The sequence below is a fragment of the Mesorhizobium sp. B2-4-15 genome, from assembly GCF_006658505.1.
Taxonomy (GTDB): domain Bacteria; phylum Pseudomonadota; class Alphaproteobacteria; order Rhizobiales; family Rhizobiaceae; genus Mesorhizobium.
The window spans coordinates 25,155-37,182 of the sequence record NZ_VFUZ01000041.1 but is presented as its reverse complement, the minus strand read 5'-3'; the positions used below and the strand labels follow the sequence as shown (position 1 = coordinate 37,182).

The following is a 12,028-nucleotide window of genomic DNA, read 5'->3' as shown; positions in this document are numbered from 1 at the left end:
ACCCACCCCAGGCAATCAGGGCCTTCTTCGGCATGCGGTAACCTCCTTCGATCCACCGGACCGACGGTAGCGCGCCGCCCGCGTCAGCGCCAGCCGAGCGCCGGCGCGACGTGGGTCAGGATCGCCTCGATGACATGGGCGTTGTAGTCGACACCGAGCTGGTTGGGCACGGTGAGCAACAGCGTGTCGGCCTCGGCGATCGCCTCGTCCTGCGCCAGTTCCTTGATCAGCACATCGGGTTCGGCGGCGTAGCTGCGCCCGAAGATCGCCCTGGTGTTTTCCTCGATGAAGCCGATCTGGTCGCGGCTCTCATTGCCGCGCCCGAAATAGGCGCGGTCGCGATCGTCGACCAAAGCGAAGATGCTGCGGCTGACCGAGACGCGCGGCTCCCGCTGGTGGCCGGCCGCCTTCCAGGCCTCGCGATAGACACGGATCTGCTCGGCCTGCTGGACGTGGAACGGCTTGCCGCTCTCGTCGAATTTGAGCGTCGAGCTCTGCAAATTCATGCCGAGCCTGGCCGCCCATTCCGAGGTGGCGTTGGTGGCGGCACCCCACCAGATGCGCTCGCGCAGGCCTTCCGAATGCGGCTCGAGCCTGAGCAGGCCGGGCGGATTGGGGAACATCGGCCGTGGATTGGGCTGGGCGAAGCCCTCGCCGCGCAGCGTGTCGAGGAAGACCTCGGCGTGATGCCGCGCCATGTCGGCGTCGCTTTTGCCTTCCTGCGGCGCGTAGCCGAAATAGCGCCAGCCGTCGATCACCTGTTCGGGGGAGCCACGGCTGATGCCAAGCTGCAGCCGCCCGCCGGCGATGATGTCGGCCGCTCCCGCATCCTCGGCCATGTAGAGCGGATTCTCGTAGCGCATGTCGATGACCGCCGTGCCGATCTCGATACGGCTGGTCTTGGCGCCGACGGCGGCCAGCAGCGGGAATGGCGAAGCGAGCTGGCGGGCGAAGTGATGGACGCGGAAATAGGCGCCGTCCGCGCCCAGTTGCTCGGCGGCAACCGCTAGATCGATGGATTGCAGCAGCGCGTCCGATGCCGAACGCACCTGCGATTGCGACGAGGGCGTCCAGTGCCCGAATGACAGGAAACCGATTTTTTTCATCGCCCTGAAGTATATGCGACCGGCACGTGCTTCAATGGCGAAAGCGCGGGGTTACACACCGTCGTCCAACGCAATATCGAGCCACGCCGCCGAAAGGTTGACCGCCATGGAGGGTGGGATGCTCAGGGGTATCCGCATCGTCGAGATCGAGGCGCTGGGGCCGGCGCCCTTCGCCGGCATGCTGCTCGCCGATCTCGGCGCCGATGTCATCGTCGTCCACCGCAAGGACGCATTCGCGTCCGGCCAGCCTGAGCGCTCGCTGCTCGATCGCGGCAAACGCTCCATCGCGCTCGACCTGAAGAATGAAGACGACGTCGCCGTGCTGATGCGCCTGATCGCCACCGCCGACGGACTGATCGAGGGGTTCCGCCCCGGCGTCATGGAGCGTCTCGGGCTTGGCCCGGAGGCCTGCCTCGCGGTCAACCCGCGGCTGGCCTATGGCCGCGTGACCGGCTGGGGGCAGGATGGTCCGCTTGCCCGCACCGCCGGCCACGACATGAACTATATCGGCGTGTCCGGCGCGCTCTGGTACGCCTCCTTGCCCGGCGAGCCGCCAATGGCGCCGCCGACCCTGGTCGGCGACATAGGGGGCGGCGCGCTCTATCTGGTGATCGGCATGCTCGCCGCCATCATGAACGCACGCACCAGCGGACAGGGCACCATCGTCGACGCGGCGATCGTCGACGGGTCAGCCCATCTGATGAACCTGCTGATGTCGCTCGGCCAGTCGGGCGCGCTGGCCGCCGAGCGCGGCCGGAGCCTGCTCGACGGGCCACATTGGTGCCGCGTCTACCGCACCGCCGATGATGGTTTCATCAGCGTCCAATGTCTGGAGCCGAAATTCTACGCGCTCTTCCTCGACAGGCTTGGCCTGGCCGGCGATCGGCAATTCGCCAGGCAGTTCGATCGCGACCTCTGGCCCAAACTCGGAGACCGGCTGGCGGCGATCTTTGCCGCCAAACCGCGCGACCACTGGATCAGCCTGTTCGAGGGCTCGGACGCCTGCGTCGGCCCGGTACTTGGCCCGCATGAAGCGGCATCGCATCCGCACATGGCCGCACGCGGCACATGGGTGAGTGTGGACGGTGCTCTTCAAGCGGCGGCGGCACCGCGTTTTTCGGCGGGGGCGCGATGGTCACCGGCCGGAAGCCCGGCGCGCGGCGAACATGATGCCGAAATCCGTGCGGCCCTGGCGGAGCCGTGACGATGTCGACGCCGTGTTCTCCGGCGACGTAATCGCGCCAGCAATGGCTCCGCCCGGACCGCTTCCCCGGGTGGGGAGCGACGCCGGCCTGATTCAGCGGAGGCGCAGGCCCTGCGTGTCGAAGAGGCGCGTGCGGCCGGGCAGGAAACGCAGCGTGATCGTCTCGCCGAAACGGGGCTGGTCCTCGCGCCGTTCGGCGACCACCGTTTCGCCGCCCGGCAGCGCGCCGTGCACGTAGGAGGTCGATCCCAGGCGCTCGGTGACATCGACGGCAAGCGTAAGTTCGACACCCTGCTTTTCATCGAGATGCTCCGGCCTGATGCCCAGAGTGACCTCCTGGCCATCGACGAGCCGCGTCGACAGATGCGAGACGTCGACCCTGGTATCGCCGACCAGCACGGCTTTCCCGTCCTCGGCTACGCGGGCCTTGAGGAAATTCATGCGCGGTGAGCCGATGAAGCCGGCGACGAAAGCGTTGTCGGGATCGTCATAGAGCGACAGCGGCGTACCGATCTGCTCGATCTTGCCGGCTTTCAGCACGACGATCTTGTCGGCAAGCGTCAGCGCCTCGGTCTGGTCGTGCGTCACATAGACCATGGTGCGGCGGATCGACTGGTGCAGGCGCTTGATCTCGGCGCGCAGCTCGGTGCGCAGTGCCGCGTCGAGGTTGGACAGCGGCTCGTCGAACAGGAACAGCCGGGGATCGCGCACCAGCGCCCGGCCGATGGCGACGCGTTGGCGCTGGCCGCCCGACAATTCGCGCGGTCGGCGCTCCAGCAGCGGTTCGATCTGCAGCAGCCTGGCCACCGCGGCGACCTTTTCTTGCGATGTCTGGCGGTCGAGCCCGCGCATCTTCAGCGGAAAGGCGATGTTCTCGGCCACCGACATGGTCGGATAGAGCGCGTAGGACTGGAACACCATGGCGACATCACGGTCCCGCGCCGGCAGGTTGGTGACGTTGCGGTCGCCGATGATGACCGTGCCGGAATCGATCGGGTTGAGCCCGGCAACGGCATGCAGCAGCGTCGATTTCCCGCAGCCCGACGGCCCGAGCAGCACGACGAAGGAGCCCTCCTCGACCTCGACCGAGACATCGTCGAGCACGCGCACCGCGCCGTAGGATTTCGACACCGACCTTATCGACAGTTTCGCCATCGGAACCCCTCAGCCTTTCACGCTGCCCAGCGTCATGCCGCGCACGATCTGCCCCTGCACCAGAACGCCAAGCACGATCATCGGCAGCATGATGAGCGTGGCAGCGGCCGTCAGCGCGCCCCACTGGATGCCCTGGAAGGTCAGGAACGAGGTGATGGAGACCGGCAGCGTCTGGGTGTCGCGGCCGGTCAGCACCAGGGCGACGAAGAACTCGTTCCAGGTGAACAGCACGCACAGGATCAGCGTCGCGACGATGCCGCCGCGCGCCGCCGGCAAATAGACATGCCAGAACACGCTGAATTCGCGCGCGCCGTCGACGCGGGCCGCATCGCGCAATTCCTTCGGAATGTCGTCGAAGAAGGTAATCAGCAGCGAGATCGCGAACGGCACGTTGACGAAGGCATAGGCGGCGATCAGCAGCCAATGCTGGTTCAGCGCGCCGATGCGCGTCGCCAGATAATACATCGGGATGACGAACAGCAGCGCCGGCGCGATGCGCAGGCTGAGGATGAATTTTTCCTTGGAGCGGCGCAGATCGCCCGGCTGCTGCGCCAGCCCGTAGGCGGCGACCGAACCAATGGCCACCGCCAGCGCGCTGGACAGGATGGAGACGACGAAGGAGTTGGCGAATGCGCTGAGGAAGCCGCGGTTGGCAAAGACGGTGCGATAGTTGTCGAGCGTGGGGCTGAACAGCCAGACCGGCGGGATGGCAAAGGCGTCGCGCGTCGTCTTGAACGAGGTCACCACGACCCAGTAGAGCGGGAACAGCACCGCCAGCAAAAGCAGCAGCAGGCCAAGATAGAAAACCGCGCGCCGGCCCATCAGCGCTCTCCCGCCTTCGGAAACAGCACGCTGTACATGGTCAGCAGAGCGACGTTGGTGAAGATGGTCAGGATGACGGCGATGGCCAGCGCATAGGAAATGTCGAAATTGGTGAAGGCGACGATGTAGCCGTAATAGTTCAGCGTCTCGGTCGACAGCGCGGGGCCACCGCGCGTCATGATGTAGAACAGGTCGAAGGCCTTGATGCTGTCGATCGCGCGGATCAGCGCGACGATGGCGAGCGCCCGGCGCAACATCGGCAAAAGCACGTACCAGGTCACCTGCCATTCGCGCGCGCCGTCGACGCGGGCGGCGTTCAGGGGATCAGTGGGCGCGGACTCCAGGGCCGCCATCACCAGCAGGATGACGAAGGGCGTCCACTGCCAGATGTCGGCTATCAGCACCGAGAACAACGCGATCCGCGGGCTGCCCAGCCAGTCGATCTGAGACAGGCCGGCGAGCGACAGGAGGTAATTCGCCATGCCGGTGGCGGGATCGAACAGGAAGCGCCAGGTCAGCCCGACCACCACCGGCGTCATGATGATGGGCACCAGCAGCAGCGTTCTCACCAGCCGCTTCATGGCGAAGTCGCGGTCGAGGAACAGCACGACGGCAAGGCCGAGCGCGATCTCGATCACCGTCGCCAGCGCTGTGAACAGCACCGTGCGCCACAGCGCCGCCATGGCGCGCGGATCGCCGAAGAAGCGCAGGTAATTGTCGAGGCCGACGAACTTCTCGCGCCCGGCGCGCATCAGCGACAGATCGTGCAGCGAAATCCAGATCACGAACAGCGTCAGCGCGACCGATGCCACGGTCAGGCAGACGATGATCGGCTGGAAGAAATGCCTCGTCGGATCCGACGCTGTTGTCGTCACGATGCTCAATCCATCAGTAAGGGGATTTCGCCCTGCCGCGCACAGGGAGCGCACGCGGCAGGGCACGCCTGCCCGCCTAGAGCCGGATGATTTCAGGTCGAATCGACCTGAAATCTGAATCCGTCTCTAAGTCAAAGAGATAGAGCATGATGTCGTCCGAAAACCGCTTCACGCTTCTCGGCATCATGCTCTAGCGGGCGAGCGCGGCGTTGTTGGCCTCATCCGCCTCCTTCAAGGCATCGGCGGCGCTGGCCGTGCCGGCCAGCGCCTTGGAGACGGCGATACCGGTGTTGTTGATGATCTCGTTGGCCTGTTCCACCGTCGGCAGATATTGCGGATTGCCGGCGTTGATGGCGGCGATCATGCCCTCCTTGAAGGCGCCGTAGCGCTTGCCGAAGGCCTCGCCGTTCAACACCGAAAGCGAGGTCACGCCGGAATTGGGATCGGTTTCGATCGCCTTCAACTGCTGCTCCTTGGCGGTCGCCCAGGCGGCGAACAGGGCGGCCGCTTCCTGGTTCTTGGATTCGGCCGAGACATACATCGAGTGCACGGCGAGCGAGGACGAACCGCCCTTGGGCGAGGACGACTTCATCGGCACCGGCACATAGCCGACCTTGCCCACGACCGTGGAGACAGTGGGGTCTTCGTTGTAGGCGCCGTTGACCGTGGCATCGAGCGTAATCGCCGCCTTGCCCTGCTGGAACAGCAGCCGGTTCTCCTCCCAGCCGAAATTGGCGACGCCGACCGGGCCGTAATCCTTGAGCACCTTCGTGAAGGCCTCGAGTGCCGAGACACCGTCCGGCGTCGCCAGCGCCGACTTGCCGCTGGCGTCGAGGAACGAGCCGCCGAAGCCCCAGAGATAGGCCGCCCAGACATAGACGCCCTGGATGCCTTGCTGGCCGCGCATGGTGATGCCGGCGATCTTCTTGCCGGTCTTTTCCGAAATGGTCTTGGCCGCGTTCTCGATGTCGTCGAACGTCTTGGGCGCGGCGAGACCATACTGCTCGAACAGGTCCTTGCGGTACATGACGAAGGTGCTTTCGCCATAGACCGGAAGCCCGTAGACCTTGCCGTCGACAATGTTGGTGTTGAAATAGCCGGGCACGAAATCGGCCTTGTCGAAGTTCTCCTTGTGCTTGGCCAGGAAATCGTCGAGCGGCACGATGTAGCCCGACTTCACGAAGCCGGGCAGGTAGATGATATTGTTCTGGACGACGTCATAGCGGCCGGACTTGGAGGAGAACTCAAGCAGTTCCTTGGCCGTGATGTCCTGCTCGGGCACCACTTCGAGCGCGACGTCGATGCCGGTCGCTTCCTTGAAGGCCGGCAGCAGCTTCTGGATGGCGTCGGTCGTCGGATGGCCTTCGAGCAGGACGGACAGCTGCACGCCGGCGAACGGCTTGTCCTGCGCCGAGGCCGGCAGGGCCACGGCAAGCGCGGCTGCGGCCACGCCAAGCATCAACACATTGCGTCTGTTTAGCATTTCTCATCTCCCATTGTTGGGCCGCTGTGGCCTCGTTTCAAATTCCGACCGTGGTTCTCACCCCCTAAGCGAGGCGCACGATTTCGCCGCTCTGCGCCGACTGCATCATCGCCAGTGTGAGTTCGAGCGAACGAAGGGCATCGCGGCCGCTGGCGATCGGCATGTCAGCGCCATCGAGCCAGGCCAGCAGGCCGCCGAGCTGACGCGCCAGGTCGCCGTCGAGACGGCCGTTGACGACAGGCCAATGCTGGGTATCGATCTCTCGCGACGTCTCATTGCTGGCGTAGTAAAGGCCGCTGTCGCCGCACTGGACCTCGAAAGACCCTTCGGTGCCGATCAGCTCCATACGGGCATCGATCATGTGGCGCGCGCCGGCCGGCAACGACCAGGCGCTTTCGAAATTCACCACCGTGCCGCCGGAGAAACGTACGATCGCGGCCAGGCTGTCCTGCGTGCCCGACGCGCCGAGCAGTCTGTTGGTCTGCTGGGCATAGACCGAAACCGGCCGCTGCCCGTCGAGCATCCACAGCACCATGTCGACATCGTGCACGGTGACATGCAGCGCCAGCGGCAGCTTGCCGCCGTAACGCTTGGGCCCTTCGGTGCGCGCGCTGTTGCGCCGGGCATAGATGTGGATCGGTTCGCCGATCTTGCCTGAAATCATCAGTTCCTTGGCGGCGGCGTAGCGCGGATCGAAGCGCAGGAGATAGCCGATGCCGAGCTTGACCTTGGCCGCGTCGCACGCCGCGATGATGGCCTGCGCATCCTCGACGGTGGAAGAGATCGGCTTCTCGACGAAGATGTTGATGCCGGCCTTGGCCACGGCAACCGCCGGCGCGAGATGCAGATTGTCGGGCGTGCAGATCGAGACGAGGTCGAGATCGCGCTCGGCCGTCAGCAGCGCCTCATGGCCGGCATAGACCTTGCAGCCCGGCGCCTTCGCGGCAACGGCGCCGGCCAGTTCCAGATTGGGATCGACGATCGCCGCCAGTTCGCAGCCGACCATGTTGGCGAAGATCGCGGCATGCATGGAGCCCATGAAGCCCGCACCGATAACGGCAACGCGGCGGCGCTTGATCATGACTGGTTCCTTTTCAATTGCGGGCCGGCGCTCCAGGCGGCGACCTTGTCGGCGAAATGGCGGGTGATGGCGTCGGGCCGCGTGATGGCGCCGCCTACGACAATGAAGCGGGCGCCGAGCTCGAAGCAGCGGACCGCCTCCTGCTGCGTCCAGATGCGCCCCTCGGCGACAAACGGCAGGCCAGCGCCGGCGAGCTCTTCCATCAGCTGGAAATCCGGTCCGCCCTGCTGGTTGGAATAGGACGTGTAGCCGGCCATTGTGGTGCTGATCAGGGAGGCGCCGGCATCGAGGGCGCGCCTGGCTTCGTCGAACGTGCTGACATCGCCCATCGACAGGCGCCCCTTCTGCGCGATCGCATCGAACATCATCTTGAGATCGGTCGGGCGCGGCCTGTTGGTGGCGTCGAGGGCCACGATATCGGCACCGGCCTCGACGATCGAGGCCACATTGGCGAGCGTCGGGGTGATGTAGACCTCGGTGCCGGCACGGCGCGCCTTGATCAGGCCGATGATGGGAACGCTGACCTGCGTGCGGACGGCTCCTATGTTCGCGGCACCCTCGATGCGCACACCGGCAGCGCCGCCGAGGACGACCGACCGGGCGATGGCGGCGATATGCTCGGGAGCATCAAGCGGCATGCGGGATTCCGCCTGGCAAGACACGACCAGCGTTCCATCGAGCCGGGCGAGCACATCGCCTTGCGCCTGGGGGGCCTGCACCTGGAGCATCTCCTTGCATAGGGAAGCATTTGCCCCTCCAGACAATCGTGGATGAAACTTTTTGTCAAGAAATTATTTTAGATGAAAATTTCCATCAAAAAGCAGCGCGACCCCCAACAGACCCGCATCGGCGCCGGCCTTCGCGGCAACGATCGGGCGCTGGAAGACGGCTGGAAGCTGCAGGGAGCGCACCTTCAGCGCCTCGATGAAGCCCTCCGCCAGCCCGACGCCGCCGCCGACCGCGAAGCAATCGATGTCGACGGCCGCCGTCAGGTCGGCGAAGCCGTTGACCAGCGCATCGACGGCGGAGGCGATCACCTCGGCGGCGATCCTGTCGCCCTGCCTGGCGGCCGCGAACAGATCCGGCGCGCCAACTTTACGACCGAGCCGCTCGCTGCCGCGACGGGCAAGCGCGGTGCCCGAGGCGATCGTCTCCAGGCAGCCATGTCGGCCGCAACCACAGATCACGCCACCCGGGTCGGACATGGTATGCCCGACATGGCCGGCCAGCCCCGTGGCGCCGACCTGGAGGCGGCCGTCGATCACCAGGCCGCAGCCAATGCCGGTGGAGACTGTGAAGAAAGCGAAGTTGCGATAACCCCGGCCGGCGCCGACGGTGAATTCGGCCCAGGCCGCCGCCTGGGCATCATTGACGACCAGCGGCGGCACGCCGAGCGCCGTTTCCAGCGCCTTGGCCAGGGGATAGCCGTTCTCGATCGGCAAGGTCCGCGGGTTGAGCGCGGTCAGCGCGCCGTCGCGGACGATGCCGGTGGTGGCGACGGCGACGGCACTGACCGCATGCTTCGGCGCAAGCCCGGCAATCGCGGCGACAAGATCGTCGCCCCTGCCAGTCCTCGGCGTCGCCGTCTGGCGCCGGTCGAGCAAATGCCGGCCGTGCACTTCGGCGGCGGCGATCTTGGTCCCGCCAATGTCGACGGCAAACACCGCGCGGTCAGAAGCTGCGGTCACTCACGACCTCCGCCGTACGGCCAAGCAGCACCAGCCGCGCCGGATCCTGCCGCGTCATCTCGGCCACCAGCGCATCGACGATCAGCAATTGGCTGATCTTCGACGGGAACGCGCCGCCGGTCAGCGGCGTCTCCGGCCATGACGCGATCAGGGCAAGGTCGCAAACGGCGACCAGCGGGCTTTTCGAGCGGTTGGAGATGCCGATCACGAAGGCGCCTTGCGCGCGCGCGAGCTCGGCAATGCGCACCGCGTCTATGGTCGAGCCCGAACTCGAAATCACCACCTGCACGGTACTCTTCTGCGTGGTGCCCGCGGCCATGGCAGCCAGGTGCGCATCGCCGAGCGCCCGGCTGAGCTTGCCGATGCGGGTCATCTTGTAGGCGAGATACTGCGCCGTGATGGCGGAAGCGGCGATGCCAAAGCAGTCGATCGCCGTCGCCGCCAGGAGTTGCCGCGAGGCCGTGGCGATATCCTCCCGGACGATGAGCTGCTCTGTTTCGCGCAGCGAGATGATGGCCGTTTCCACCAGCCGCTGGATATCGTCGGTCGGCGACCCGATATCCCTCGCCCGCTCGTCGGTCGCCAATTCCTTGGCCAAGGCCAGCTTGAAATCCTGGAAGCCGGTAAAACCCTGGTCGCGGCAGAAGCGCATGACGCTGGCCTCCGACGATGCGGACGCCTCGGCAAGTTCGGTTATGCTCTGGCGCAAGGTGGCTTCGGGCTGCGCCAGCACCGTATCCGCGACGCGCGCCAGCGCCGGCGTCATGTCCCCAGCCGCCGCCCGAAGCGAGGCAATAAGCGCATGTGTCATGAAATGTCTCTTTGTTGGAGCATGATCTTGTCCGAAAACCGGTTCCCACTTTTCGGGATCATGCCAGGTCCTTGCTTGAGCATGATCTCGTCCGAAAACCGGTTCCCACTTTTCGGGATCATGCTCGGTTCTTGCTTGAGCATGATCTTGTCCGAAAACCGGTTCCCACTTTTCGGGATCATGCTCTAGAAATGCTCCGCCACCCAGGGCGGTGGTCCGGCAAACAGCTGGTCACACAGACGTATGTCAGCCGCCTCGCCGATCACCTGGCCATACTGCGCCAGTTTCGAGGCGCTGCGAAAGCCCGTGAACAGCTGAACGAACGCCGGAGCCTGCAAGGTAACCGTCGGGCATCCGCCGGTTGCCTCGCCGACCTCGGAGGCGCCATCCCTGATCCCGATCTCCAGCGCCGTCTCCGCGGGCCCGACGCGCAGCGCCAATCGGGCGGCATCGACATGGTAGCCGCGCTGGCGCAGGGCCGCGGCCTGGTCGAGCACCCGCAGCAGCCATTCCTCCTGATGGGCGAGCCGCCAGCCTTTGTCCGGCATTGCCGCCACCAGATCGTCCTGCGGACCGCCATGCCAGCGCACGACCGGGTAGACCGAGCGAAACCGGGCCAGGAAGGAAAGCACGCCCTGCGCGGCTTCAGGAGAAGCGGCGTACCAGTCGCGGACATCGAGCCGGGCCTCGTCGCCCATATCGAGGATCAGATAGGCCGCGTCGCCTTCGGCCAGGTAGGCGGCCAGCGCGTCCGTCGGCTCTCGCCGCAACTCGTTCCAATGCGCCGGGCCACGGCTGAGCAGGCCCGCCTCGCGACCCGCCTTGGCGGCATAGGCTTTGGCAATGCGTGGATCGTCCAGTTCGACACGCTCGAAGGCGAGCTTGCTCGCCGCCGGGAGGCTGGCTGTCTCGGCCTCATAGACGATCTCGTGGCCCGCGAGCTCGAAGCCGCTCTTGCGGTAGACCGGGCGCGTCGAGGCAAACAGCGTGGCAATCACGGCACCCTTGCCTTGCGCCTCCGCGCACAGGGCATCCACGAAGGGAACGGCCAGACCCTGGCCGCGACGCTCCGGCGCGATCGCCACATGCGCGATGTTGGCCGCCCGCACCGGCCTTCCATGAAAGACATGCGCTGTCTCGAGCAGCGCCGCGCAGGCATCCGGACGCCCGCCCTCGCCCCGCAGCAGCCTGAGCGAGCCGAGGCCGACATGGGCGATGTACTCGTCCGATCGCGCCTTGCCGAAGCCGAAGGCCCAGCTCAGCAGGCGCGCGATGTCGGGGACGTCGCTGGCTGTTGCCGCCTCGACGTCGATAGGACTGAAGTTTTTTTTCATCTTAATCTCACGATTGGCGCTTTTCATCATACCCTGAAAACGCCAATGTGCAACGGGCCGCAGGGCGGCACGCGAAACGGCAGCGGCATCAAGCCGTTGCCGGGATCTCCCGCAGACTTTGGTGAAGAGACCAGCGTTTGCGCATCGACGACCGCGCGCCGGCTATTTTCCGCAATGATGGTCGTTGATCTTGTTCAGCGCATTCGCGTCCGGACCTATCCGATCGTAGGAGCAGGCGCCGGCGGCGGTGGTGAACAGCTGCTGGTCGTAGTAGCGCGGGCCACCGAACAGGAAGTCGATGAGGTCGTCATCGGCGGGAACGTAACGTACCGGTTCGGGCTGATAGTGGCGATGCCTGGTGCCGGCGAGCGCCGACGAGGACATGGCACAAGCCACAGCCAGGGCAAGAGCTGAGATCGCAACCCGTTTCATCGGCAACACCCTCCTGGCCGTTCCGATTCCATCTTAT

The 12,028-nt window shown here is 65.5% G+C and carries 12 protein-coding genes; 1 reads left to right on the top strand and 11 read right to left on the bottom strand.

Going from position 1 to position 12,028, the window contains the following annotated elements:
• Positions 1-83 precede the first annotated feature (83 nt).
• Complete coding sequence (locus tag FJ930_RS28835) at positions 84-1,106, bottom strand: LLM class flavin-dependent oxidoreductase (protein WP_141841019.1); 1,023 nt, start codon at positions 1,104-1,106, stop codon at positions 84-86.
• A 118-nt stretch (positions 1,107-1,224) separates the two neighbouring features.
• Between FJ930_RS28835 and FJ930_RS28830 the strand changes: the two genes are divergently transcribed.
• Positions 1,225-2,310: a CaiB/BaiF CoA-transferase family protein gene (locus FJ930_RS28830; RefSeq protein ID WP_141841018.1), complete on the top strand. Its 1,086-nt coding sequence runs from the start codon at positions 1,225-1,227 to the stop codon at positions 2,308-2,310.
• 93 nt (positions 2,311-2,403) lie between these two features.
• On the opposite strand, the gene FJ930_RS28825 is transcribed toward FJ930_RS28830, so the two are convergent.
• The 10 genes from FJ930_RS28825 to FJ930_RS28780 form a co-directional block, all read right to left on the bottom strand.
• Entirely contained in the window at positions 2,404-3,465 is a 1,062-nt protein-coding gene (locus FJ930_RS28825; RefSeq protein WP_141841017.1) for an ABC transporter ATP-binding protein, read from the bottom strand.
• A 9-nt stretch (positions 3,466-3,474) separates the two neighbouring features.
• The gene (locus FJ930_RS28820) at positions 3,475-4,287 is read right to left on the bottom strand and encodes a carbohydrate ABC transporter permease (RefSeq protein ID WP_141841016.1); all 813 of its coding nucleotides are present in this window, start codon (positions 4,285-4,287) and stop codon (positions 3,475-3,477) included.
• Positions 4,287-5,162, bottom strand: a complete 876-nt coding sequence (locus tag FJ930_RS28815; protein ID WP_246677088.1) for a sugar ABC transporter permease — start codon at positions 5,160-5,162, stop codon at positions 4,287-4,289. The genes FJ930_RS28820 and FJ930_RS28815 overlap by 1 nt, the downstream gene beginning before the upstream one ends.
• A 190-nt stretch (positions 5,163-5,352) precedes the next feature.
• The gene (locus FJ930_RS28810) at positions 5,353-6,645 is read right to left on the bottom strand and encodes a sugar ABC transporter substrate-binding protein (protein WP_141841015.1); all 1,293 of its coding nucleotides are present in this window, start codon (positions 6,643-6,645) and stop codon (positions 5,353-5,355) included.
• A gap of 64 nt (positions 6,646-6,709) precedes the next feature.
• Positions 6,710-7,726, bottom strand: a complete 1,017-nt coding sequence (locus FJ930_RS28805; protein WP_141841014.1) for a Gfo/Idh/MocA family oxidoreductase — start codon at positions 7,724-7,726, stop codon at positions 6,710-6,712.
• Entirely contained in the window at positions 7,723-8,445 is a 723-nt protein-coding gene (locus tag FJ930_RS28800) for an N-acetylmannosamine-6-phosphate 2-epimerase (RefSeq protein ID WP_246677087.1), read from the bottom strand. Before FJ930_RS28800 ends, FJ930_RS28805 begins: the two co-directional genes overlap by 4 nt.
• Positions 8,446-8,517: 72 nt before the next feature.
• Positions 8,518-9,414, bottom strand: coding sequence for an N-acetylmannosamine kinase (locus FJ930_RS28795; protein WP_141841012.1), 897 nt, complete (start codon positions 9,412-9,414; stop codon positions 8,518-8,520).
• Positions 9,398-10,225, bottom strand: coding sequence for a MurR/RpiR family transcriptional regulator (locus FJ930_RS28790; protein WP_140747692.1), 828 nt, complete (start codon positions 10,223-10,225; stop codon positions 9,398-9,400). The genes FJ930_RS28795 and FJ930_RS28790 overlap by 17 nt, the downstream gene beginning before the upstream one ends.
• A 185-nt stretch (positions 10,226-10,410) precedes the next feature.
• Entirely contained in the window at positions 10,411-11,559 is a 1,149-nt protein-coding gene (locus FJ930_RS28785) for a GNAT family N-acetyltransferase (RefSeq protein WP_246677086.1), read from the bottom strand.
• Between the two features lie 162 nt (positions 11,560-11,721).
• Positions 11,722-11,997 carry a hypothetical protein gene (locus tag FJ930_RS28780; RefSeq protein WP_141841011.1) on the bottom strand — a complete coding sequence of 92 codons (276 nt, stop codon included), beginning with the start codon at positions 11,995-11,997 and terminating at the stop codon, positions 11,722-11,724.
• Positions 11,998-12,028 lie beyond the last annotated feature (31 nt).

Coding starts and splice junctions, on each gene's coding strand:
- FJ930_RS28825 (WP_141841017.1), bottom strand. CDS start 3,465: ATGGCGAAACTGTCGATAAGGTCGGTGTCGAAATCCTACGGCGCGGTG.
- FJ930_RS28820 (WP_141841016.1), bottom strand. CDS start 4,287: ATGGGCCGGCGCGCGGTTTTCTATCTTGGCCTGCTGCTGCTTTTGCTG.
- FJ930_RS28835 (WP_141841019.1), bottom strand. CDS start 1,106: ATGAAAAAAATCGGTTTCCTGTCATTCGGGCACTGGACGCCCTCGTCG.
- FJ930_RS28805 (WP_141841014.1), bottom strand. CDS start 7,726: ATGATCAAGCGCCGCCGCGTTGCCGTTATCGGTGCGGGCTTCATGGGC.
- FJ930_RS28810 (WP_141841015.1), bottom strand. CDS start 6,645: ATGCTAAACAGACGCAATGTGTTGATGCTTGGCGTGGCCGCAGCCGCG.
- FJ930_RS28790 (WP_140747692.1), bottom strand. CDS start 10,225: ATGACACATGCGCTTATTGCCTCGCTTCGGGCGGCGGCTGGGGACATG.
- FJ930_RS28830 (WP_141841018.1), top strand. CDS start 1,225: ATGCTCAGGGGTATCCGCATCGTCGAGATCGAGGCGCTGGGGCCGGCG.
- FJ930_RS28785 (WP_246677086.1), bottom strand. CDS start 11,559: ATGAAAAAAAACTTCAGTCCTATCGACGTCGAGGCGGCAACAGCCAGC.